This window comes from Paenibacillus sp. EKM212P, assembly GCF_011066115.1.
Taxonomy (GTDB): Bacteria; Bacillota; Bacilli; order Paenibacillales; family Paenibacillaceae; genus Paenibacillus; species Paenibacillus polymyxa_B.
This window is the reverse complement of sequence record NZ_JAAMNR010000001.1, coordinates 264,034-288,203: the sequence shown is the minus strand read 5'-3', so window position 1 is coordinate 288,203 and position 24,170 is coordinate 264,034. Positions and strand designations below refer to the sequence as shown.

The window sequence follows — 24,170 nt, the reverse complement described above, 5'->3', positions numbered from 1 at the left end:
TAGACGGAAGGAGCACCCTTGTGGAGAAGCAATATGCTTTGGACCAGTATTTAAAAGTGGTTGTCTCACCTGACAAACAAACAGCCTACTTGGAGTTTGCCAAACGTGAAGAGGGTTTTGCCTGTTCTGTGGAAGAATTAGAGCGTTTTCTAAGCAACCAAAAAATATCCTACGGTTTAATGACCGATGCGATTCGCGCATTTGCGGCAAATCCGGAAGATCATTTCTTCGGAAAATTACTGATTGCTCAGGGAAAGCAGCCGATCCATGGCACAGACGGAAAAATTAATCTGGCTGATATTGTAACTGGCGAAGATGCACATAAGCCACTTGAAACCGTAGATGGACGGGTGGATTATAAAGAACTAACTCGTTTAAGAAATGTAAAACGTGGACAATTGATTGCCGAACGAGTTGATCCTCTGCCGGGTGTACCGGGGATTGCTGTAACCGGAGAGGAAATTCCTTTTCTTCCAGGTAGAGAGGCGCGTTTTAAAGTTGGAAAAAATGTAGTGATCCATCCGGAAGGTGTTGCCATGTATGCGGCTATTGACGGACTGGTGACTACGACTGAAAAGGGCAAGCTTAATGTGTTCCCCGTATATGAAGTGAACGGGGACGTCGATTATAGTGTCGGTAACATTGATTTTGTTGGAACCGTCGTCATTCGTGGGAATGTCTTGACAGGGTTTCGCGTTCGGGCGGCTGGCGACATTCGTGTCATCGGTGGTGTGGAAGGCGCTGAAATTGAGGCGGAAGGTTCAGTGGAAATCAGTGGCGGTATTATCGGATACCATAAGGGGTTCGTGAAAGCTGCACAAAATGTCAAATGCTCATTCATACAAGATGGTAACGTGATTGCGGGAGGCGATATACTTGTATCCCAGAGCATCTTGCATTCCCAGATTAAAGCGAGTGTAAATGTACTCTGCGAGGGGACCAAAGGGCTTATCGTAGGTGGCAGTGTACAAGCTGGTAAAAAGGTAGTGGCTCGTACCATCGGTAATACGATGTCCACAGCTACTGTTATCGAAGTGGGTGTGCTTCCCGAACTGCGCGATGAACTGACAGAACTCCGCGCACGTTTGAAGCAGCAGACAGACAGTCAGGATAAAACGAATAAGGCTCTTACCATATTGGATCAGCTTGCCGCTGCCGGACAGCTTGCACCTGAAAGAATGGCTATGCGAATCAAGCTGACGTCTACTAAAAAATCTAATGAACAGGAGCTTTTGGAAACCAAGTCCAGAATGCTTGAAATTGAACGAACATTAGAGGATACGAGCCGGGCACGGGTAGAAGTTAAAAATGTGATTTACGGTGGCTCTAAAATAGTTATCGGCAGATATACAAAATTTATTAAAGATTCAGTGGAAAGAATGGCGTTTTATTATCATGAGGGAGACATCAGCATGTCCTCCTACGTGTAATTCAGCACACTGTTAATCATTTAACATTGTATTCCTTGAAAGACAGATACGGATGCCCAATCGGAAAGGGTGTGGTCCAATGAGCTTGAAGGCTGTTGAATTGCAAATTGCCGTACCTCGCACCAGTGAAGCAGGAAAATACCAAAGTGAGTCCCAGCAGCGGCCAATGAATGACCAAGCATTGCTTGGACAAAAGGCCGCGCTGGAGACAGAGAACATGCGTCAGCGAAGCAGTGCCATAGATCAGTCTGCAGAAACATTCGTCGGTGAGCGGCAAACGGGAGGACAGAGCAGAGATTCTTCCCAGCAGAGCCGTTCCCAATCAGATGAGACTGAGGTGCCTAAGGAGCATCCGGCAGAGCATCCGTACAAGGGACACCATATTGATTTTTCGCTCTGATCCGACAGGTGGAGAAGCGTTATTAAAGGAGACGATGGGCAGTGGATCAACCATGGATTTATATTGTTCTGCTGGGCGCTGCAGCTGTTGTCTACGCCTGGCTTCTGCCTAAGCGTCAGCCAGGCCGGGGAACAGAAGAGGCCGTCGTTCAAAAGGTCGAGGCCACATTGGAGCAGTATATGGCCGATATTGAAAACGACAATGACGAGCTGATTGAGCTCGTATCTGGTATGAAGCAGGAGCATACAGTTAAACAGGCGGCATTACAGGAACAAGTAGCTGAGCTTCGGAACCGTATCGTGGAGCTTGAGCGCCAGGCTATGTTTGCTACTGTTTCTATGCAAACCGAGCCTGTATCTAAGGAAATACAACATACAGTAACTTCTCATCAGGCAGCGGTTGCTTACGGTCAATTTCAAAGTCCGCAACCTGGAGTGTCTGTACAGAAAGGCTATTCTGATTCAGAAGCTCCTCTCGTAACTATGGAGGAGCAGACAGTATTGCAAGACCCTGAAACTGAGCAGGAAGTAGAGTCCATCCGTGATCGTTATCAAGAGTTGTTTGCGCTGCATGAGCAAGGCAAGTCGTTGGATTATATAGCCAAGCAATCAGGCATCCAGCGGGGGGAAGTACAGCTTATATTGCAACTCGCGGAGCGGGAGGATGTAATGTGATCAAAAACCGTTCATTTATGCTAGGCATGGGTGCGGGCCTTATAACGGGGGCATTGCTGTTGCAACTGGCAATGATCGGTCAGGGACAATCGCAGCAATCTTCAACAGACCCAAAAAACATGACGCGAGAGCAATTAGAAAAGGCAGCTGCCGAATTAAATCTTCAGATCAGTGACAGTTCTGATCCGAAAATGACAGAAGAGGAATGGCGTAATAAGGTGATCAAGGAAGGCAACAAAACTCCGGTTGCACCCCAAAAGGCTAAACCAGCTCAAACGCCGTCAACACCAAAGGTACCTGCAAATAGCACATCCTCGGCGGCTTCTAAACCTTCGACCAGCGCATCGGTTCCACAAAGTCCGAATAAGCCGCAAACTCAAAGGTCTGGCACTACAACGACTCCCAACATCCCCAAGCAGCCTGCCACCCCACAAGTGCAGTATAGCATTGCATCGGGAAGCAATTTGAGAAGTGTGGCATCAGGATTGCAACGGGCAGGGGTTGTGTCGGATGCTAGTGCATTTGAGGCAGCAGCTAAGGCCCAAAAAATCAATACCAAAATTCGTACGGGTACCTATCAGTTTGCTAAAGGTGAGGATTTCAGTTCTATTATTACTAAAATTACGAAAAAGCCGTCCAACTGACCAGACCGGGAAGTGGACGGCTTTTATTCATGCTGACAATTCGATAAGAGGCGTAAAACGTCACATTTTGCATTGTTCCAACTATTGTCGAAAAGTTGGTTGCAACGATGCAAGTGTTATGGTATATTAATTGACGGTGTTAAAAACGCACGTCGGTTAATTTTATAGAGGGTGCTTTCCAATGGAAAGTCTTTATGAAAAATGATGTCGGCGGAGGACACACAAAAAACCAAACTTAGGAGGTGCGTGAAGATGGCAGTAATCTCCATGAAACAGCTTTTGGAAGCTGGGGTTCACTTTGGTCACCAAACACGTCGCTGGAACCCGAAAATGGATCGTTATATCTTCACTGAAAGAAACGGTATTTACATCATTGACTTGCAAAAGACAGTGAAAAAGGTTGAGGAAGCTTACAACTTCGTAAAAAGCATTGCAGCTGAGAATGGTACAATTCTGTTCGTAGGCACGAAGAAACAAGCACAAGATTCCGTTAAAGAAGAAGCAGCACGCGCTGGTCAATTCTACATTAACCAACGTTGGTTGGGTGGTACGCTGACTAACTTCCAAACGATTCAAAAACGTATTGACCGTTTGAAACAACTGGAAGCTTGGGAAGAAGATGGTACATTTGCAGTTCTTCCTAAAAAAGAAGTTATCATTCTTCGCAAAGAAAAAGATCGTCTTGAAAAATTCTTGGGCGGTATCAAAAACATGAAGGGCCTTCCGAGTGCTCTGTTCATCATTGATCCACGCAAAGAACGTATCGCGGTTGCTGAAGCTCGCAAATTGGGTATCCCAATCGTTGGTATCGTTGATACAAACTGCGATCCAGACGAAATCGACTATGTTATCCCAGGTAATGACGACGCAATCCGCGCTGTTAAATTGCTGACAGGTAAAATGGCTGATGCAGTTATGGAAGCAAACCAAGGCGAAGAAACTACAGTATAATATTTCCATTAGGAAATACCTATATGAATTAAATGAAAAGGGTGGTTGGCAGGTGTATAACCTCTCACTACCCTTTTTTTAAGGAATAAAGCACGGTATACCACTGAAAATCAAATTTGGAGGGAAATAATATGGCAGTTAATGCTAGCGCAGTAAAAGAGCTTCGTGAAAAAACAGGCGCAGGAATGCTGGATTGTAAAAAAGCGCTTGAAGAAGCAAACGGTGATTTGACAAAAGCGGTTGAAGTTCTGCGCGAAAAAGGACTTGCAGCTGCAGCCAATAAAGCAGGTCGTATTGCTACTGAAGGTGTTGTTGAATCCTACATTCATGCTGGCGGCCGTATCGGCGTACTGGTAGAAGTAAACTGCGAAACAGACTTCGTAGCTAAAACAGACCAGTTCAGAGATTTTGTACGCGACATTGCAATGCATATCGCTGCATCGAACCCTCGTTATGTCCGTCGTGAAGAAGTGCCACAGGAAGAAATCGAAAAAGAAAAAGAAATCCTGAAAGCACAAGCTCTGAACGAAGGTAAACCAGAGAAAATCGTTGAGAAAATGGTTGAAGGCCGCATTGGTAAGTTCTATGAAGAGTTCTGTTTGCTGGAGCAATCTTTCATCAAAGATCCGGACAAAACAATCTCCACGCTTATCAACGAAAAAATCAGTACAATTGGCGAAAACATCTCCCTGCGTCGCTTTGTTCGTTTTGAACTGGGTGAAGGTCTGGAGAAAAAAGAAGACAACTTCTACGAAGAAGTTATGTCTCAAGTGAAACAATAATTACCAACGAACGGTAATTGCATATGAAAAAAACGGAAATGGAACACATCAGTGTTCCTTTTCTTGCAACAGGACACCTATCCTGTTACATAAAGTATAAATGATATTGGAGGGTGATCATTTGGAAAAACCTGTGTTTAAGCGTGTTGTCCTGAAAGTTAGTGGTGAATCGCTGTCAGGCCCTAACGGTTACGGTATTGATGCGGATACGATTGCGTCCATTGCTGAACAAGTCAAAGATGTGGTGGAACTGGGAGTAGAAGTTGCTATCGTGTGTGGTGGCGGTAACATCTGGCGTGGTATTGCTGGAAGTGCCAACGGAATTGACCGGGCCACGGCAGATTACATGGGTATGCTGGCAACAGTGATGAACTCACTGGCCTTACAGGATGCTTTGGAACAGATTGAAGTACCTACGCGTGTACAAACATCCATTGCGATGCAACAGATTGCAGAACCATACATCCGCCGTAGAGCTATCCGTCATTTGGAAAAAGGTCGGGTTGTAATTTTTGCAGCAGGTACAGGTAATCCGTTCTTCTCGACTGATACTACAGCTGCACTGCGTGCCGCTGAGATTGAAGCGGAAGTGATTCTGATGGCTAAAAATAAAGTGGATGGCGTATATTCTGCTGATCCGTTTAAAGATAGCACAGCTGAGAAATATGAGCAGCTTACGTATTTGGATGTGCTCAACAAAAATCTCGGTGTCATGGATTCTACTGCTTCCTCGTTGTGCATGGATAACAATATTCCGTTGATTGTCTTTGCTATTACAGAGCAAGGTAACATTAAACGTGTCGTGCTGGGTGAAAAAATTGGTACGATCGTCAAAGGGAGTGTAAATTAATGCCACAATCTGTGAAAAAGAGTGCTGAGGAGCGCATGCAAAAAGCAATCCAAGCATTGCAACGTGATCTTGCATCTTTGCGTGCAGGACGGGCGACACCAGCTTTACTGGACCGTGTGCAGGTAGAGTATTATGGTGCAATGACTCCAGTCAACCAGCTGGCGAATGTCAATACACCTGACAGCCGGACCTTGATGATTCAGCCTTGGGACAAATCTTCCTTGGCCGATATCGAGCGCGCTATACAAAAATCCGATTTAGGTTTGACACCTTCGAATGATGGCAACACCATTCGTCTGAGCATTCCTGCTTTGACGGAGGAGCGCAGAACTGACTTGGTGAAGTTGACGAAAAAGAACGGTGAAGAAGCGAAGGTCGCTATTCGTAACATTCGTCGTGATGCAAATGATGACATCAAAAAAATGGAGAAAAGTGATATTTCCGAGGACGAATCTCGTAAATATCAGGAAGATATCCAGAAAACAACTGATAAGTTTATCGCTGAAGTGGATAAAGTTTTAGCTGCAAAAGAAAAAGAAATTATGGAAGTTTAAAAGATTGGCAGCCCCTCCCTTACGGTGGGGTTTGTCTCTTTTCAAGCCTGAGGCACATTTTCAGAGAATGCTGGAGGAACTGGAATGATCAAACGGGTTCGGTCTTGGTGGAACGGGGAACAAAAACAGCAAACACCGGCCATTTCAAAAGACAATATTCCGCAGCATGTTGCTGTCATCATGGATGGGAACGGCAGATGGGCCAAACGGATTGGAATGCCGCGGATTGTAGGGCACCAAAATGGAATGAAGGCAGTAAAACGCACAGCAATTGCAGCGGATGAACTGGGTATTAAGTATTTGACTTTGTTTGCATTTTCAACTGAAAATTGGACGCGTCCAAAGGACGAAGTTGATTTTCTAATGCGCTTACCGCAGGAATTTCTGGCTATTGAGCTAGATGAGTTGATTGAAAAAAATGTGCAAGTGCGTATGATGGGCAATAAGGAACATTTACCTTCCCATACCGTTGAGGCACTGACTGAAGCGACTCGACGAACTGAAAATAATACCGGACTTGTTCTTAATTTTGCATTAAATTATGGAAGTCGGTTGGAAATCACAGAATGCATGCAAACATTGGGCCGTCAAATTGCGGATGGGAAGCTTAAAACAGAAGATATAACATCTGAGCTGATCGGTAATACGTTGCTTTCTAGTGGTATGCCAGACCCTGATTTACTGATTCGAACAAGCGGTGAGCTTAGACTTAGTAATTTTATGCTCTGGCAGCTTGCCTACAGTGAGTTGTGGTTTACTGATATTTATTGGCCTGAGTTTAAGAAAGAACACTTATACGAAGCAGTGATCGAATATCAGCAAAGAACACGGCGGTATGGCGGACTGAAGTAAATGGAGGATGAAAGCCGTTGAGACAGAGATTAATTACCGGTATTCTGGCAGGCATATTCTTTTTGGCGATGGTCCTGTGGGGCGGCTTGGCCTACCATTTGCTTATATTGGCGATGGCCCTAATCGGATTTTATGAGTTCGCACGAATGACGCAGGTATCTCCTTTTGGAGGTACAGCAATACTTGGATACGTAAGCATATTAGCTTTTGTATTCCCGTATGAACCTTTTGGTTTGCACTCACCCTTACCCTTTGCCAGTATGCTTTGGCTGGTAATGATAGCTTTTATGATTATCACGGTAGGAACCAAAAATAAAATCCCGATTCAAACGGTAGCTATATTATTTCTTGGTACCGTTTATATAGGGTTTGGATTTTCGTATATTGCGGAATCACGTCATATGGAACATGGACTGTTATGGACATTTTTATTATTGGCTTGTATTTGGGCAAGTGATGCAGGGGCATATTTTGTAGGCAAAATGGCAGGAAAGACGAAATTATGGCCTGCGATCAGTCCGAACAAAACGGTCGAAGGATCCATTGGCGGCATTGTTTTAGCGTTGGTTATAGCTCTTGTATTCGCTGGATTATCGGGTGGACTGCTGCCATGGGGCAAAGCCATCGGCATCGGTTTGTCTTGTGCAGTTGTGGGACAACTGGGCGATTTGGTACAATCTGCATACAAACGAGTGTACGGCATTAAAGATTCTGGTAATCTGCTGCCAGGGCACGGTGGTATACTAGACCGCTGCGACAGCTGGATTGTCGTTTTTCCATTTGTACATATGCTGATGCTGCTTCCATGAGTCTGTTGATTACAGTTTATGCTCAGGCTAATCTCTATGCTGCTCACTCTGCACTACTAGAAGGTTGGAACCAATAGCATAACTGCCTGAATAACAATCAATGAGCTCCTGGATAAAAGTGATTTTCAGGATAGGAAGGTGCATCATGAAAAGAATTACGGTACTTGGTTCAACCGGATCTATTGGAACTCAAACGCTGGATGTAGTGTCCATGCACCCGGATCAGTTTACTGTTGAGGCTTTAGCAGGTGGTTCTAATATAAAGTTACTTGCTGAGCAGGCGCATCTTTATAAACCCAAAAAAGTGTCTGTGGGTACTCGGCAGTTGGCGGATGAAATTCGTCCTTTACTGCCTTCTGGAATGGAACTGCATTGGGGAAATGAAGGACTCGTTGAGCTTGCTGCGAACACAGAGGCGGATATGGTTGTGACGGCTGTAATGGGCAGTGTCGGATTGCACTCCACGCTGGCCGCAATTGAGGCTGGAAAGCAGATCGGTTTGGCCAATAAGGAAACACTGGTTACTGCTGGTCATCTGGTCACAGCGCGGGCTCGGGCGAAAGGAGTGCCGTTGCTGCCGATTGACAGTGAGCATTCAGCTATTTTCCAATGCTTGAATGGTGAGCGTATGAAAGATGTGGCACATATTACTCTCACAGCATCAGGGGGTTCTTTTCGAGATTTGACAAGAGAACAGTTGCGTGAAGTTACAGTGGAAGATGCACTCAAGCATCCCAATTGGTCAATGGGGGCTAAAATTACAATTGATTCAGCAACGATGGTAAACAAGGGGCTGGAAGTCATTGAGGCGCATTGGCTATTTGGACTTGATTATGAGCAGATTCATGTGTTGCTTCATCCGGAAAGCATTATTCATTCCTATGTTGAGTTTCAGGATACAAGCATTGTTGCTCAACTTGGGAATCCGGACATGAGAGTACCCATTCAATATGCATTGACTTATCCTGAGCGTATGAAGTCCCCGGCGAAGCCGTTGTCACTGGCTGAAGTGGGCAGACTCCATTTTAAGGAAATGGATTATAATCGTTTTCCTTGTTTAAGGCTTGCCTTCGAATGTGGTAAAATGGGTGGTACAGCACCGACCGCATTTAATGCAGCTAATGAGATTGCTGTTGCCCGTTTCCTGCGTGGAGAAATTTCTTTTCTGCATATTGAAGCTATTATTGAACGTGTGCTGGAGCGGCATGTCAATGTGGCTAATCCTGATCTGTCTGCGATTGAAGCATGTGACGGAGAGACTCGTAGCATAGCTGCCGAATTGTAGGCTAATGTTGGGTTAGAAACGAAATGTGATTCTCTTGTGCGGGATCGGAGAATAATGATAATCTAGGAAGACAAACTCGATCTCATTGAAAGGGGAACGGAAACGATTGGAAACGATTCAAATAGTGTTGATGACGGTGCTCATGTTTTTCGTCATAGTGACGGTGCATGAATGGGGGCATTATTATTTTGCCAAGCGCGCCGGGATTCTGGTACGGGAGTTTGCGATCGGTTTCGGTCCGAAACTGTTTTCTTATAAAAGAAACGAGACGCGATTTACGTTGCGTTTGTTGCCGTTCGGTGGCTTTGCCCGCATGGCGGGAGAGGATCCGGAGGTCAATGAAATTGAGACCGGACAAACGATTGCTGTACGCGTAACGGATGACGTCGTGAAAACCATCTATCTGGATCAACTGGATAATCGCAAGAATGTGGTGCGTGGCGAAGTGTTGGATATTGATCTGGAACAGTCGTTAACTTTAAAATTGGATGTAGATGGCGAAGATCAGCAATACACTGTACACCCGCAAGCGATGATGGTAACCAAAGGTCAATCCATTCAGATTGCACCCAAGGATCGGCAGTATGGGAGTAAAACAGTAGGACAGCGTGCGATGGCTATTTTTGCTGGACCACTGATGAATTTTATTCTTGCCTTTATTTTGTTTGGTCTGCATATTCAGATGGTCGGCATACAAGTGGACAACCCGACTTATGTCCAAATTAGTGAAATTACAGCAGGTATGCCTGCTGCTGAAGCTGATTTGCATAAGGGAGATATCATCGAATCGGTGAATGGAATAGCCATTGGTGCGAATGTTGAAAACATGATCAAACTGATTGCGGATTCTCAAGACAAGCCGATGAAGTGGACGGTTCGCCGTGATAATAAGACCTTTGATCTTACTATTACACCTCGTGCAATGGAAGGACAAAAGGGTGGCAAGGTGGGCATTGTGCCTGAACTTCCAAAACGCCAAGCAGGTGTGGGTGAAACGTTCAAATTTGCCGGACAATCCATGGTCAGAACGACCGATATTATTTTCCAAGGATTTAGCCAGCTCATTCAACGATTTTCTATCAATGACTTGGGAGGCCCAGTACGTACTTTTGAAGTGACGGGGCAAATTGCCAAGCAGGGGATTGAGCAGTTGACGTATTGGACTGCCATAATGAGTCTTTATCTGGGGATATTTAATTTATTGCCCATTCCGGCGCTGGATGGAAGCAGACTTGTTTTCCTGGGTGTAGAGGCGGTAAGAGGACGTCCTGTTGATCCGAGCAGGGAAGGAATGGTCCATTTCGTTGGTTTTGCTATGCTATTCCTGCTTATGATTGCGGTCACGTATAACGATATTTTACGCTTAATTAATGGTTAATTAGAGACGGACTTATATAAAAACGGTCTGTATGGGAGGACATGCATTTCTATGTCGAACGATAAACAGTTTGTCGAGGAAATTACGCCGCAGAGCGAAGATTTTTCCCGATGGTATATTGATGTTATTAAAAAAGCAGAACTGATGGATTATTCCCCTGTTCGCGGATGTATTGTATTCCGCCCCGATGGTTTTGAAATCTGGGAGCATATCAAGGAAGCCATGGACGTGCGCTTCAGAGAAACAGGGCACCGTAATGCCTATTTTCCAATGTTCATTCCAGAAAGCTTTTTTCAAAAGGAAAAAGAGCATGTTGAAGGGTTTAATCCTGAACTGCCTTGGGTAACCGAGGCTGGTGGGGAAAAGCTGGAAGAGCGTCTTGCAATTCGTCCGACTTCGGAAACCATGATTGGTCATATGTACTCCAAATGGATTCAATCCTATCGTGATCTGCCTGTGCTTATTAACCAATGGGCTAATGTAGTGCGTTGGGAAAAACGCACGCTGCCTTTCTTGCGCACAAGTGAATTTTTGTGGCAAGAAGGTCACACCGCCCATGAAACAGAAGAAGAAGCACGCGAAGAAACGATGAAAATGCTGGAAGTATACCGTGAGGTTATTGAGGAAGTTCTGGCTATTCCGGTTATTACTGGACAGAAAACACCTTCTGAAAAGTTTGCAGGTGCGAAGGATACATTTTCACTGGAAGCGATGATGAAGGATGGACGGGCGGTACAAGCTGGGACCTCCCACTATATGGGAACTAATTTTGCCGTTGCATTTGACATTAAATATTTGAGTCGTGAAAACAACTTGGAATTCGCGCATACGACTTCATGGGGAACAAGTACACGTTTGATCGGTGCACTGATTATGGTACATGGAGATGACCGTGGTCTGGCATTGCCTCCTAAAGTTGCGCCTACGCAGGTTATTATGGTTCCAATTGGACCACCTAAGAAGCGTGATGCCGTTATCGCTCGTGCAGATGAACTATTTGCTGAGTTGAAACAAGCGGGAGTGCGTGTTAAAATGGACGACCGCAGCGATGTAAGTCCAGGCTGGAAATTTAATGAATATGAAATGCGCGGTGTGCCGGTTCGTCTGGAAATCGGACCTCGTGATATGGAAAACGGTGTCTGTGTGCTCGTGTCCCGCATCAGCGGTGAGAAAAAAAACGTGCAGCAGGATAATCTGGTTGAGGAAGTACACGCGATGCTCGCACAGGTACAGCAGGAGATGTTTGATCGTGCGAAAAATTTCATGGAAGAAAACTTCTATTCCGTCGATACGCTGGATGAAATGAAGACTCTCATGGAAGAAAAACGCGGCTTTACTTTGGCAGGCTGGTGCGGAGCTGAAGAATGTGAAGACAAAGTTAAAGAAGTAACAGGTGCTACAAGCCGTAACATACCGTTTAAAACAACCGAGCAAAAGTCCACATGTTTGTGTTGTGGCAAACCTGCCAAGCATACAGTAGTGTTTGCACGGGCGTACTAATATAGATGTAGGGCAATATCACTATACTCACTTCATTCTTTTTGCTGACATGGTAGCTATTACGGGACAATGTTCCGAAGGATCTATGTCGTTGTGAGAAGGATTGAAGAGGGCTACGAAAAGCTTTTGCGGTCGGAGATGTTTTTGACGCAGAAGCTTTTCATGTTTTCAGAATGGTAGATTTAAAATTGGGGGGAGAGTCATGGGCGGAGCTGAAGAAAAGAGAAAGCGGCTGGAACTGCTGATGAAGCAAGTTGGGATGCCGGCTGGAGTGGTTGAACCTTATTTTTTGGACGGTTGGATTGATCAAGTGGAGATTAGCCGTACCAATAAGGATTGGAATATCACCATTGCCAAGGAGACACTGGTCCCCGCTCAGGTGTATCGTACGTTCTGTATTCAAGTACAGGAAAAAATGAGTCACATCGCAAAAATTACGTTCCGTTTTCAGTATAGTGAGCAGATTCAGCCTGGTGATATCATCAGTGAATACTGGAAACTTTTTCTAGAGTGGGTGCATCGTGAGATCCCATCTGTTAACGGTTGGATGAATCGGGCTGTGCATGAGTGGGAAGACGGTCTATTATTGCTGACGATGAGCGATAGTATGTCATTGGAACTGGCGCGTAAAAAACAGATAGATCAAGCTATCATCAAATTTTACGATAAATATTTCGGCCTCTCTATGCGCATTAAAGTCCAAGTGGGTGAAAGTAACCAGGAGGCATTACAGCAATTCCAAGAAAAGAAGATGCAGGAAGAACGCGAAGTTATTCAGCAGATGATGGAAAGTATGGAATCCGAAATGCCGCCTTTGGATGAAGAAGAAGGAGACGTACGGCTTCAATTTGGTTATGACATCAAAGAACCGGCTGTTCCGATGCAAGATATTCAGGACGAAGAGAAAAAAGTCACCTTACAAGGAACAATCTTCGGTTTGGATAGTAAAGAATTGCGCAATGGCAGTACGTTGTTTACGTATTATTTGACCGACTTTAGTGATTCCCTGCAAATGAAAATGTTTGCTAAAACTAAAGAAGATCTGAAGATCCTCAGTTTGTTGGCTAACGGGAAATGGGTCAAAGTGCGAGGGCGAGTTGAATATGATCGTTTTATGCAAATTCCCGAGCTGGTTATGATTCCTTCCGATCTAGTTGAAGTACAGGCTCCACCCACACGTAAGGATAATGCAGAGGAAAAACGGGTTGAGTTCCATCTCCACACAAAGATGAGCGCAATGGATGCTGTCGCCTCTATTGACCAATACGTCAAAACAGCCGCCAAATGGGGGCACAAGGCGATTGCGGTCACTGATCATGGCGGTGTGCAATGCTATCCCGATGCAGCAAAAGCAGCAAAGAAAAACGGAATTAAAATGATCTACGGTATTGAGGCCAACGTGGTTAATGATGCCGTTGAGGTTGTAATGCAGGCACAACCATTAAATTTGAAAACAGCGACTTATGTCGTTTTTGATATTGAAACCACCGGTTTATCGGTTACGCAGAATAAAATCATTGAGATTGCGGCTGTAAAAATGCATGATGGCAAAGAAGTTGATCGTTATGCTACCTTTGTCAATCCACATGAGCGTATACCATACAATATCCAGCAACTGACCAACATTAACGATGAAATGGTCAAGGACGCGCCGGATGTAGAACCTGTTATGAAGGAGTTTGTAGCTTTTGCTGGCGATGCTGTATTGGTTGCCCATAATGCGCGATTTGATGTCGGGTTTATCCAGGCCACCCTTCGAAATATGGGGTTGCCTGAAATGACCAATCCGGTACTGGATACGCTAGAATTGGCTCGTTTACTGTTTCCAACAATGAAAAACCACCGTCTGAATACGCTGACGGCCAAATATAAAGTTGCGCTCGAAAGCCATCACCGAGCCATTGACGATACAGTCGCACTGACTGAAGTGCTAAATGGCTTGCTGAATGATGCGGAACAAATTAAGGGTTTAAAAATGCTCGATCGTCTGAATGATTATGTGGGTAAGGATTTATCGACCGTTCGTCCTTTTCACTGCTGTATTTATGCCCTCAATCCGATTGGTAAAAAAAATCTGTACAAGTTGGTTTCGATGTCTCATACCGAATATTTCAAGCGTGTGCCTTGTATTCCTAAATCCAAATTGTCAGAAATGAGAGATGGATTGCTTATTATTTCTGGTTGCGAAAAAGGAGAGTTCTTTGAGGCTGTGTTGAACAAGTCCGAGGAAGAGGCCGAGGAAATTGCACAGTTTTATGATGTGTTGGAGATTCAACCTTTGACGATGTATATGCATTTAGTAGAAAAACAACTGGTAAGCGGGCCTGATGCTCTGAAAACGGCAATACGCAAAGTATGCGAAATTGGACGGCGACTTGATAAGCCCGTAATTGCCACAGGCAATGTTCACTACTTGGAAACTCGCGATAAGTTGTACCGTGATATTACGATACACGGCATTACGGGATTTAGCCCGCTAAAAGATATTCGTAAGCCAGATGCGCATTTACGCACCACAGACGAAATGTTGGCAGAATTCGAGTTTTTGGGCGAGGAGAAAGCCTATGAAGTCGTTGTGAAGAATACCAGTGAGTTGGCGGATCGATTTGAGGAGCTGGAGCTGTTCCCTGACAAGCTGTTCACACCTTTGCTGGATGGGGCGGACGAGGAAATCCGCAACACTTGCTACGAGACAGCTAAATCCATCTATGGTGAGGAATTGCCCGAAGTGGTTGTAGCCCGTCTTGAAAAAGAACTAGAGCCGATTATTAAATACGGTTTCTCTGCCAACTATCTCATTTCCGAGCGTTTGGTTAAAAAGTCTAATAAGGATGGATATCTGGTAGGTTCACGGGGTTCTGTTGGATCTTCTGTGGTCGCTACCTTTCTCGGTATTTCCGAGGTTAATCCACTGCCTGCACATTATATTTGCGGTAATCCTGAATGCAGACATAGCGAGTGGATTTTGGACGGTAGTGTGCCGAGCGGATTTGACTTGCCGGACAAAAACTGTCCGAAATGCGGTGGTAAACTGAAGGGTGAGGGACAGGATATTCCGTTTGAAACGTTTCTTGGATTTAAGGGAGATAAAGTTCCCGATATTGACTTGAACTTCTCTGGCGAATATCAGCCTGTCGCACATAACTATACGAAAGTACTGTTTGGTGAGAAAAGTGTATTCCGTGCTGGAACCATCGGTACAGTTGCCGAGAAAACAGCCTTTGGCTTTGCAAAGAAATATGAAGAGGCGCATCATAAAAAATGGCGTGGGGCTGAGCTGAACAGGCTGGCTTCGGGCTGTACAGGGGTCAAACGCAGTACCGGGCAACATCCAGGCGGAATTGTCGTTGTTCCCGATTATATTGAGGTCGAGGATATTACGCCGGTACAGTACCCCGCCGATGATACAAGCTCGGAATGGAAAACAACGCATTTTGATTATCACGCTTTTGATGCGAATTTACTCAAACTTGATATTCTGGGTCATGATGATCCGACCATGATGAGGATGCTTCAGGATTTGACTGGTGTCGATCCTACGACCATTCCAATGAATGATCCAAAGGTGATGAGCATGTTCAACTCCACGGAGGCGCTCGGTGTAACACCCCAGCAAATCCGCACACCTGTAGCTACCTATGGTGTACCAGAAATGGGGACGAAGTTTGTACGCCAAATGCTAGTAGAGTCGCAGCCAAGTTCTTTTGCTGACTTACTGCAAATATCCGGACTGTCTCACGGCACGGGTGTATGGTTGGGGAACGCACAGGAACTGATTAAGAATAATACCTGTAACATCAAGACTGTAATTGGTTGCCGTGATGACATCATGCTATTTTTGATTTACAAGGCAGGGATGGACGCAGGTCTGGCCTTTAAAATTACGGAGAGCGTACGTAAAGGTAAGGGGCTTAGTGCTGAATGGATTGAGGAAATGAAAAAATGCAAGGTGCCACAGTGGTACATTGATTCCTGTCTGAAAATCCAGTACATGTTTCCGAAGGCGCATGCTGCAGCCTACGTTATTTCAGCAGTGCGCACAGCGTACTTTAAGCTGTATCATCCGATTGAATATTATGCGACTTACTTTTCAGTACGTGCAGCCGATTTTGATATTGAGCTGTGCTGTCAGGGATATGATGCAATCGCACGGAAGATTGTCGAAATCGAGCAACTCGGCTTTCAGGCACCGCCCAAAGAAAAAGGGATGCTTCCGATCCTGGAAATGGCTCTGGAAATGACGGCTCGCGGGTTTAGTTTTAAATCCATTGATTTGTACCGTTCGGAAGCTACACGCTTCAAGGTGGATGGAGATTCACTCATTCCGCCATTCGGAGCTCTTCAGGGAATTGGAGACAATGCAGCACGTAACATCGCAGCCTCCCGTGAACATGGTGAATTTTTGTCTGTCGAGGATTTTCAACAAAAATCGAAAGCTAGTAAAACCATTGTCGAAATGCTGTCCCAGATGGGTTGCTTTCGAGGTCTGCCAGAGAGTAATCAGCTGTCTCTGTTTTAATCCGAACCACAGTAGTCAAGCTCTGGCACTTGTCACATAACTATGGTTATGTTATAATTTTTTTGGTAATCATGGAGATAAAACCGTTGCTAAAAGAGTGGGGAAACCCACTCTTTACTGTTTGATATACAGTTACAACGTGAAAAGGTTATTTTTGGGCACGAAACCGGTACGCCGGTTTATTTGCAGTGAGCCCGAAATGAACATTACATCAAATGAAAATGAAAAAGCCGGTGATGGAGAAGCATTGTCCATGGTAATAGGGCGTCTTTTTTTCACCACAGGAAAGTTCACTTTTGGAGGTTATAATCTTTGAGCACACCAAAGATCAAATCAGTAGTAGAAGAAATGGCCCAACCTTTCCTCGATGAGCATGGTTTTGAACTGGTCGATGTCGAGTATGTCAAAGAGGGTAGCAATTGGTTTCTTCGCGTTTTTGTGGACAAAGACGGAGGAATTGATCTGGACGACTGCAGTATGATCAGTGAATATCTGGGTCAAAAGTTGGATGAAAATGACCCTGTTTCTACAGCATATTTTCTGGAAGTGTCTTCACCAGGCGCCGAAAGACCGCTGAAAAAAGCGGAGGACGTTACTAAAGCGGTAGGCAAAAACGTATTCGTTACTACATACGAGCCGATCAACGGCCTGAAGGAATTCGAAGGTCGTTTGCTTTCTTTTGAAGACGGGGAACTCACCGTTCAAAGCGGACAAAAGAAGCATGCCATACCTTATGACAAGGTAGCTGGTGCAAGGCTCGCGATCATATTTTAATTCAGATTTGACTGTTGCTGTTTGACATGTACTACATGTTTTTTTGCCTCGTGTGCCGACCAGTACGCAGGTGCATCATTTGAAAGGGGGAGCAGTAATCCATGAGTATGGATTTTATTGAAGCAATGAACGAGTTGGAAAGAGAAAAGGGGATCAGCAAGGATGTGCTGTTTGAGGCCATTGAAGCAGCCTTGATTTCCAGTTACAAACGGAATTTCAACACCGCACAAAACGTGCGTGTTGATATGAACCGCAACTCGGGAGTCATTAAGGTATATGCCCGCAAGCTGATCGTTGAGGAGGTATTGGATCCTCGCACCGAGATTTCGTTGCCTGCGGCCCGTGAGATTAACCCGCATTTTCAGTTGGAAGATATCGCTGAAATCGAAGTCACACCACGTGATTTTGGGCGGATTGCTGCACAAACTGCGAAGCAAGTCGTGACCCAGCGTATCCGCGAAGCGGAACGGGGACTGATCTACAACAAGTTTGTGGACAAGGAAGAAGATATTGTAACAGGAACTGTACAGCGCCAAGACCCGCGTAACATTTATATTGATCTTGGTAAGGTGGAAGCGGTTCTCCCGTTAGGTGAATTGATGCCTAATGAGAAATTTAGCCATCTGGATCGAATCAAGGCTTATATTACCAAAGTAGAAAACACAACCAAAGGACCGCAAATTATGCTGTCCCGATCACATCCGGGTCTGCTTAAGCGTTTGTTCGAACTCGAAGTGCCTGAAATTTTTGATGGTGTTGTAGAGATTCGTTCCGTAGCGCGTGAAGCAGGCTTCCGTTCTAAAATCGCGGTTCATTCCCGTAACGCCGAGGTTGACCCGGTTGGCTCTTGTGTGGGTCCTAGAGGAACACGTGTACAGACTATTGTAAATGAGCTGCGTGGCGAAAAAATCGACATTGTACGTTATTCCGATAATGTTGATGAATACGTGGCTAATGCGCTGAGTCCATCCAAGGTGCTCGAAGTGCAAGTATTTGAAGAAGAGAAAATGGCGCGTGTTATTGTGCCTGATTATCAGCTTTCTCTTGCTATTGGTATCAAAGGGCAAAATGCTCGTCTTGCTGCTAAGCTTACGGGCTGGAAAATTGATATTAAGAGTGAAACACAGGCGGAGGAAGAACTCGGCAGACCGAGAACATCCACCGATGAAATGCATCAGGATTCCGTTTCTGTAGATTAAGCGGAGTGTAGGGGGGTTAATGCATGAAACAGAGAAAGATACCTTTGCGCAAATGTGTGGCCTGTCATGAAATGATGCCAAAGAAGCAGTTGATCCGTGTCGTCAAAACCCCTGAAGACGAAGTGTTGATTGACTTGACTGGCAAAAAGTCGGGACGCGGCGCTTACTTGTGCGGCAAAGCCGCCTGCTTCAAGCTGGCTCAAAAGAGCAAGGCACTGGATCGAGCATTGAAGCACTCGGTTCATCCTGATATTTATGAGCAGCTAAGTCGTGATTTTGCTGCCGTCGAGGAAGAATTCCTGGCGGCACAAGGCAGCGTGCAGGATGAATAAGGCGCTGTCTGGATTGGGTCTTGCCATGAGAGCTGGCAAGCTGCTAACAGGTGATGAGATCGTTTTTAAAGCGATCAGGTCTTCAGAAGCCAAGCTGGTCATTCTTGCGAAAGATGCTTCAATGAATACTCAAAAGAAATTCCGCGACAAATGCGGGACGTACAAAATCCCCTTATTGATAGGATTTGACCGGGAAAGCTTGGGAAGCAGTATCGGCAAACCTGAACGGGTTGTGCTGGCTGTGACGGATCAAGGATTCGCGAAATTGATCAAGAAACATGCGGGGATAATGTCGGAGGTGGAGTATATTGAGTAAACAAGAAAGCAAAGACAAAGTGCGGGTATACGAATACGCCAAATCGTTGAACATGAGCAGCAAAGAAATTATCACCATTCTTAAACGGCTGGATATTCCCGTGAACAACCATATGAGCGTCATGGAACATGATGCCGTAGGTAAAGTGGAAAGTTTTTTTAAGAATATTAAATCCAATGCTGCGGCCAAGCAAGGCGGAGCAGGTACGGCGCAAGTAAGCTCGAATCAGGCCGGTTCAAGCCAGAATAGTAATCATTCAACTGAGCAAACCAAAAATCAACAGGAAAAGCAGGTAAGTATGAATAGGACAAACAACAACCAAAACAGTAACCGAAGCAGCGCTCCTAAAGCGCAAAGCAGTCAGCAGGGCGGTCAAAACCGCAGTCAACAAAGTACTAGCAGACCCACTGGTCAGCAAAGTACACAAAACCGCAGTAATGGTCAACAACAGGGAGGACAACAGCGTCCTAGTGGCAACACAGGTTCGCGTCCTCAAGGTAACCAAAGCACTAACTCACGCCCTCAGGGAAGTAGTCAGGGTGGTACGGCTGTAAGAACATCATCCTCCACAGGTAGCAACAATGCGAACCGTAGTGGTGGCAACCGTACAGGCAGTAACTCCAACAACGGTGGTAACCGTTCCGGTCAAGGACGTTTTGACGATAACCGTCAAGGCGGCGGACGCGGTGGTAACGGTGGTCGCGGAGGCAATAATCGCGGTGGCAGTAATCGTGGCGGGAAATTTAACAATCGTGGTAAAGGTCAACAACAGGAACGTCGCGAGAAAATCGACAACACGCCTAAGAAAATTATTGTGCGTGGTGAGATGACCGTAGGCGAAACAGCCAAGCTTCTTCATAAGGATGCGTCAGAAGTCATCAAAAAGCTGATTATGCTCGGAACGATGGCGACCATTAACCAGGAACTGGATATGGATACCATCCTCTTGCTTGCCGGAGACTTTGGCGTCGAGGTAGAAGTGAAAATTCCGGTCGAAGAAGATCGTTTTGAAACCGTGGAAGAAAATGATGATCCTGCGGATCTGAGAACACGTCCACCAGTTGTAACGATTATGGGTCACGTCGACCATGGTAAAACAACTTTGCTGGATGCCATTCGCTCGACTAATGTAACCGGTGGCGAAGCTGGCGGTATTACACAGCATATTGGTGCATACCAAGTTGAAATTAATAGCAAAAAAATCACTTTCCTGGATACACCGGGTCACGAAGCCTTTACCGCTATGCGTGCACGTGGTGCTCAAGTGACAGATATGACGATTATCGTGGTTGCAGCTGACGACGGTGTTATGCCACAGACGGTCGAAGCTATTAACCATGCGAAGGCAGCAGGTCTGCCAATTATCGTAGCTGTGAACAAGATCGACAAACCGGATGCCAACCCGGATAAAGTGAAGCAAGAACTCACTGAATATGAATTGGTACCTGAAGAGTGGGGCGGCGATACGATTTTCGTCAACGTTTCCGCGAAACAAAGAATGGGTCTGGAAGACCTGCTCGAAATGATTCTGCTCGTAGCTGAAGTGAATGAGTACAAAGCGAACCCGAACAAACGGGCACGTGGTACCATCATCGAGGCAGAACTGGATAAAGGCCGCGGTTCTGTAGCCCGTATCCTCGTTCAGAACGGTACACTGAAAGTCGGCGATGCTTTCGTAGCGGGTAACTGCTTCGGACGTGTGCGTGCCATGGTCAACGATAAAGGTCGTCGTCTTAAGGAAGCGGGTCCTTCCACTCCAGTTGAAATTACTGGTTTGACAGAAGTTCCACTTGCTGGCGATCCATTCATGGTGTTTGAGGATGAGCGCAAAGCTCGTGCTATTGCTGACAGACGTGCGATCACGCAACGCCAATCTGATCTGGGCAGTAATACCCGCGTAACACTGGATGACCTGTTCCAACACATCAAGGATGGCGAAATGAAGGATCTGAACGTCATTATTAAAGGTGACGTACAAGGTTCCGTCGAAGCGTTGAAAGGTTCCTTGAACAAGATTGAAGTCGAAGGTGTGCGCGTTAAAATTCTTCACAGTGGTGCAGGAGCAATCACCGAATCTGATATTATTTTGGCAGCAGCTTCCAATGCTATTGTCATTGGTTTTAATGTTCGTCCGGATAACCAGGCGAAATCTACAGCGGAAGCTGAAAAAGTGGACATTCGTCTACACCGTGTCATTTACAATGTCATTGAAGAAATAGAGCAAGCCATGAAGGGCATGCTGGATCCTGAATATAAAGAAAATGTGATTGGGCATGCTGAAGTACGTAACGTATTCAAAGTTACTAAAGTCGGTACGATCGCTGGTTGTATGGTGACATCCGGTAAAATTACCCGTTCAGCAGAAGCACGTCTGATTCGTGATGGCATCGTCATTTTTGAAGGTAAAATCGACTCACTGAAACGCTTTAAGGACGACGCAAAAGAAGTTGCCCAAGGTTACGAATGCGGTATTACCCTTGATGGCTATAATGATGTTAAGGAACTCGACATTATTGAAGCGTTCGTCATGGAAACAGTGGAGCGCTAACGGCAGAGAGGTGAGCATCCATGGCTAAAATACGTACAGGTCGGGTTGGCGAGCAGATCAAGAAGGAGCTAAGCCAACTCATACAAACTGAATTAAAAGACCCCCGCATCGGTTTTATCACCGTAACGGGTGTCGATCTTACAAATGATTTGTCCCAAGCGAAAATATACTTGAGCGTGCTCGGGGATGAAGAACAAAAAAATTCTTCCCTGAAAGCATTGGACAAAGCGAACGGTTATCTTCGTTCTGAACTCGGCAAACGGATACGGCTGCGCCATATTCCTGAGTTGATTTTCAAAATTGACGAATCTATTGCTTACGGCAGTCGAATTGAAAAACTGCTGAGTGATATCGACAAGGATGAAAAATAAAACTTTTAGTTTGTCTGAAGGAACCATGAACTGAATGTAAAGGAGAAGGCAATGCATACCTATGAACAGGCGCTTCAACAAGCGAAGGAATTTATTCTGGAGCATGATGATTACCTGATCGTATCGCATGTACAGCCGGACGGAGACGCAGTCAGCTCCACCGTAACGGTGGGCTGGCTTCTCTCATGTCTGGGGAAGAAATTTACCATGCTGAATGAGGGGCCTATTCCCAAACGTATGGATTTTTTATGGCATGCCGATGAGATTATGGATATGAGCCAGCAACCGCCAGAACGGAAATACAACCGGATCATTTGTGTAGATTGTGCGGATTACCGTCGTGTTGGTTTGACAGAGCAGTTTTTTTCGGAAGATGCCATTATCCTGAATATTGATCATCATCCAACGAATGATGCTTACGGTACAGTTAATGTGATTAAGCCGGATGCTGCGGCAACAGCAGAAATTCTTTTTGATCTACTGAAAGAGTTTGCAGTAACCTGGGATGTCGAAATAGCAACGGCTTTATATACAGGGTTGCTAACGGATACAGGAGGTTTCCGTTACTCCAACACTTCACCGAAAGTGATGTCTACTGTGTCACAGCTACTTGCTTACGGTGTAGATGGTCCATCTTTATCCGAGAAATTGCTCGAGGAAATGACCTTTCCACAAATGAAGGTGTTAACAAAAGCATTGCAAACGCTCACGATGTCGGAGGATGGGAAAGTCGCTTGGGTGGTAGTAACCCCTGACGACATGACGGATTGTGGTGCTGTAAATGAGGACTTGGAAGGCATCGTGAATTATCCAAGAAATATTCGTGGAGTTGAAGTAGGCATTTTCTTTAAGGTTATTAATGATCAAGCGGTCAAGGCCAGCTTGAGATCGGCAGGGAATGTTGATGTAGCTGCGCTGGCTCAATCATTTGGGGGCGGTGGACATGTACGTGCAGCTGGCTGCCGGCTAGAGGGTAAGCTGGGAGATATCATTGAGACAGTTGTAGGGCGGGTGAAATCTGAGCTATGAACCCAATAAAAAAGGAACAGGCAACTTGGGAAGGCATTCTACCTGTCTATAAACCTGCTGGATTTACCTCTCATGATGTGGTGGCCAAGGCTCGCCGTTTATTAGGTATGAAGAGAATCGGACACACTGGAACGCTTGATCCGCAGGTAACCGGTGTTTTGCCCTTGTGTCTGGGACGTGCTACCCGTGTGGTGGAATACATGCAGGAGCGGCCCAAGGAATATCGGGCTACACTGCGATTAGGAATTGCCACGGATACCGAAGACCTGACTGGGAAAATCACGGAAGAGAGTGAACGTCCCGTAGAGGTGACGGAAGTGGAAGTCAAAGCGGTTCTGAAGCGTTTTGTTGGTACGATTTCCCAAGTACCTCCAATGTACTCCGCGCTAAAAGTGGACGGCAAACGTCTATATGAACTGGCTCGAGAAGGCAAAACCGTGGAGCGCAAAAGTCGTGAAGTGAGTATTTACGAGTTGGAAATGACGGGATTCGCGGAGACGGGGGCGTATGTGGATATTTCTTTTCGTGCCTTATGCTCCAAAGGTACTTATATCCGTACACTATGTGTTGATATTGGCCGTGAATTAGGATATCCTTCCACGATGGTCAAGCTGGAGCGAACCATGTCTGCGGGAATTCCTGCGGAACGTTGTCTGACTTTCGAAGAAATAGAGCGTTTCGTTGCGGATGGCAGTCTTGGAGAGAGACTTATTACAACAGATCAGGCGATTGACTATATGCCTGAGCATATAGTGGCTGAAGCCAAGGTAACTGCGGCTCTGCAAGGCCAACGCCTGTCGCTGAATATGATTTCACCACCTGTGACGGACAATCAGCCCTTCCGTTTGTATAAAGAGGATAAAACGTTTTTAGGTATATATGGTCGGGATGAATCAGACGCGATCGCTCCCATTAAAGTTTTTTTACCTTGAATTGTGCTATAATTTTGACGAAGTTAGTCAAATGATGTGAA

At 45.5% G+C, this 24,170-nt stretch carries 22 protein-coding genes; all 22 read left to right on the top strand.

Annotated elements, in window-relative coordinates; all coding sequences use genetic code 11:
- The first annotated feature begins 20 nt into the window (after window positions 1–20).
- On the top strand, window positions 21–1,430 hold the full coding sequence (locus G9G54_RS01305; RefSeq protein WP_165175644.1) for a DUF342 domain-containing protein: 1,410 nt from the start codon (window positions 21–23) through the stop codon (window positions 1,428–1,430).
- Between the two features lie 79 nt (window positions 1,431–1,509).
- The gene (locus G9G54_RS01300; protein WP_165175642.1) at window positions 1,510–1,830 is read left to right on the top strand and encodes a hypothetical protein; all 321 of its coding nucleotides are present in this window, start codon (window positions 1,510–1,512) and stop codon (window positions 1,828–1,830) included.
- A gap of 41 nt (window positions 1,831–1,871) precedes the next feature.
- The gene (locus G9G54_RS01295) at window positions 1,872–2,504 is read left to right on the top strand and encodes a hypothetical protein (protein ID WP_165175640.1); all 633 of its coding nucleotides are present in this window, start codon (window positions 1,872–1,874) and stop codon (window positions 2,502–2,504) included.
- Window positions 2,501–3,148 carry an endolytic transglycosylase MltG gene (locus G9G54_RS01290; RefSeq protein ID WP_165175638.1) on the top strand — a complete coding sequence of 216 codons (648 nt, stop codon included), beginning with the start codon at window positions 2,501–2,503 and terminating at the stop codon, window positions 3,146–3,148. The genes G9G54_RS01295 and G9G54_RS01290 overlap by 4 nt, the downstream gene beginning before the upstream one ends.
- A gap of 252 nt (window positions 3,149–3,400) precedes the next feature.
- Window positions 3,401–4,099, top strand: coding sequence for a 30S ribosomal protein S2 (gene rpsB / locus G9G54_RS01285; RefSeq protein WP_165175636.1), 699 nt, complete (start codon window positions 3,401–3,403; stop codon window positions 4,097–4,099).
- 131 nt (window positions 4,100–4,230) lie between these two features.
- A complete protein-coding gene (gene tsf / locus G9G54_RS01280; protein WP_013309917.1) occupies window positions 4,231–4,881 on the top strand; it encodes a translation elongation factor Ts in 651 nt (216 codons plus the stop codon).
- A 121-nt stretch (window positions 4,882–5,002) separates the two neighbouring features.
- On the top strand, window positions 5,003–5,731 hold the full coding sequence (pyrH, locus tag G9G54_RS01275) for a UMP kinase (protein ID WP_013309918.1): 729 nt from the start codon (window positions 5,003–5,005) through the stop codon (window positions 5,729–5,731).
- Window positions 5,731–6,285, top strand: coding sequence for a ribosome recycling factor (frr, locus tag G9G54_RS01270; RefSeq protein ID WP_023988209.1), 555 nt, complete (start codon window positions 5,731–5,733; stop codon window positions 6,283–6,285). Before pyrH ends, frr begins: the two co-directional genes overlap by 1 nt.
- An 84-nt stretch (window positions 6,286–6,369) precedes the next feature.
- Window positions 6,370–7,137, top strand: a complete 768-nt coding sequence (locus G9G54_RS01265; RefSeq protein WP_023988210.1) for an isoprenyl transferase — start codon at window positions 6,370–6,372, stop codon at window positions 7,135–7,137.
- A gap of 17 nt (window positions 7,138–7,154) precedes the next feature.
- Window positions 7,155–7,946 (top strand): phosphatidate cytidylyltransferase, encoded by a 792-nt coding sequence (locus tag G9G54_RS01260; protein WP_029517015.1) that lies wholly within the window; start codon window positions 7,155–7,157, stop codon window positions 7,944–7,946.
- A 145-nt stretch (window positions 7,947–8,091) separates the two neighbouring features.
- Window positions 8,092–9,231, top strand: coding sequence for a 1-deoxy-D-xylulose-5-phosphate reductoisomerase (locus G9G54_RS01255; protein WP_165175634.1), 1,140 nt, complete (start codon window positions 8,092–8,094; stop codon window positions 9,229–9,231).
- Window positions 9,232–9,337: 106 nt separating this feature from the next.
- Window positions 9,338–10,609: an RIP metalloprotease RseP gene (rseP, locus tag G9G54_RS01250; protein WP_061829443.1), complete on the top strand. Its 1,272-nt coding sequence runs from the start codon at window positions 9,338–9,340 to the stop codon at window positions 10,607–10,609.
- Window positions 10,610–10,660: 51 nt separating this feature from the next.
- Entirely contained in the window at window positions 10,661–12,109 is a 1,449-nt protein-coding gene (gene proS, locus G9G54_RS01245; protein WP_165175632.1) for a proline--tRNA ligase, read from the top strand.
- A gap of 202 nt (window positions 12,110–12,311) precedes the next feature.
- On the top strand, window positions 12,312–16,628 hold the full coding sequence (locus G9G54_RS01240; protein ID WP_165175630.1) for a PolC-type DNA polymerase III: 4,317 nt from the start codon (window positions 12,312–12,314) through the stop codon (window positions 16,626–16,628).
- Between the two features lie 312 nt (window positions 16,629–16,940).
- Window positions 16,941–17,402 (top strand): ribosome maturation factor RimP, encoded by a 462-nt coding sequence (gene rimP, locus G9G54_RS01235; RefSeq protein WP_061829440.1) that lies wholly within the window; start codon window positions 16,941–16,943, stop codon window positions 17,400–17,402.
- A gap of 101 nt (window positions 17,403–17,503) precedes the next feature.
- Complete coding sequence (gene nusA / locus G9G54_RS01230) at window positions 17,504–18,601, top strand: transcription termination factor NusA (RefSeq protein WP_013309927.1); 1,098 nt, start codon at window positions 17,504–17,506, stop codon at window positions 18,599–18,601.
- 23 nt (window positions 18,602–18,624) lie between these two features.
- Complete coding sequence (gene rnpM, locus G9G54_RS01225; protein ID WP_007430067.1) at window positions 18,625–18,933, top strand: RNase P modulator RnpM; 309 nt, start codon at window positions 18,625–18,627, stop codon at window positions 18,931–18,933.
- Window positions 18,926–19,249 carry a L7Ae/L30e/S12e/Gadd45 family ribosomal protein gene (locus G9G54_RS01220; RefSeq protein ID WP_025720915.1) on the top strand — a complete coding sequence of 108 codons (324 nt, stop codon included), beginning with the start codon at window positions 18,926–18,928 and terminating at the stop codon, window positions 19,247–19,249. Before rnpM ends, G9G54_RS01220 begins: the two co-directional genes overlap by 8 nt.
- On the top strand, window positions 19,242–21,797 hold the full coding sequence (gene infB, locus G9G54_RS01215) for a translation initiation factor IF-2 (protein WP_061829439.1): 2,556 nt from the start codon (window positions 19,242–19,244) through the stop codon (window positions 21,795–21,797). The genes G9G54_RS01220 and infB overlap by 8 nt, the downstream gene beginning before the upstream one ends.
- A 20-nt stretch (window positions 21,798–21,817) precedes the next feature.
- Window positions 21,818–22,168, top strand: a complete 351-nt coding sequence (gene rbfA / locus G9G54_RS01210; protein WP_010346342.1) for a 30S ribosome-binding factor RbfA — start codon at window positions 21,818–21,820, stop codon at window positions 22,166–22,168.
- Between the two features lie 51 nt (window positions 22,169–22,219).
- The gene (locus G9G54_RS01205) at window positions 22,220–23,197 is read left to right on the top strand and encodes a DHH family phosphoesterase (protein WP_061829438.1); all 978 of its coding nucleotides are present in this window, start codon (window positions 22,220–22,222) and stop codon (window positions 23,195–23,197) included.
- Complete coding sequence (gene truB, locus G9G54_RS01200) at window positions 23,194–24,129, top strand: tRNA pseudouridine(55) synthase TruB (protein WP_061829437.1); 936 nt, start codon at window positions 23,194–23,196, stop codon at window positions 24,127–24,129. The genes G9G54_RS01205 and truB overlap by 4 nt, the downstream gene beginning before the upstream one ends.
- The last annotated feature ends 41 nt before the right edge of the window (window positions 24,130–24,170 follow it).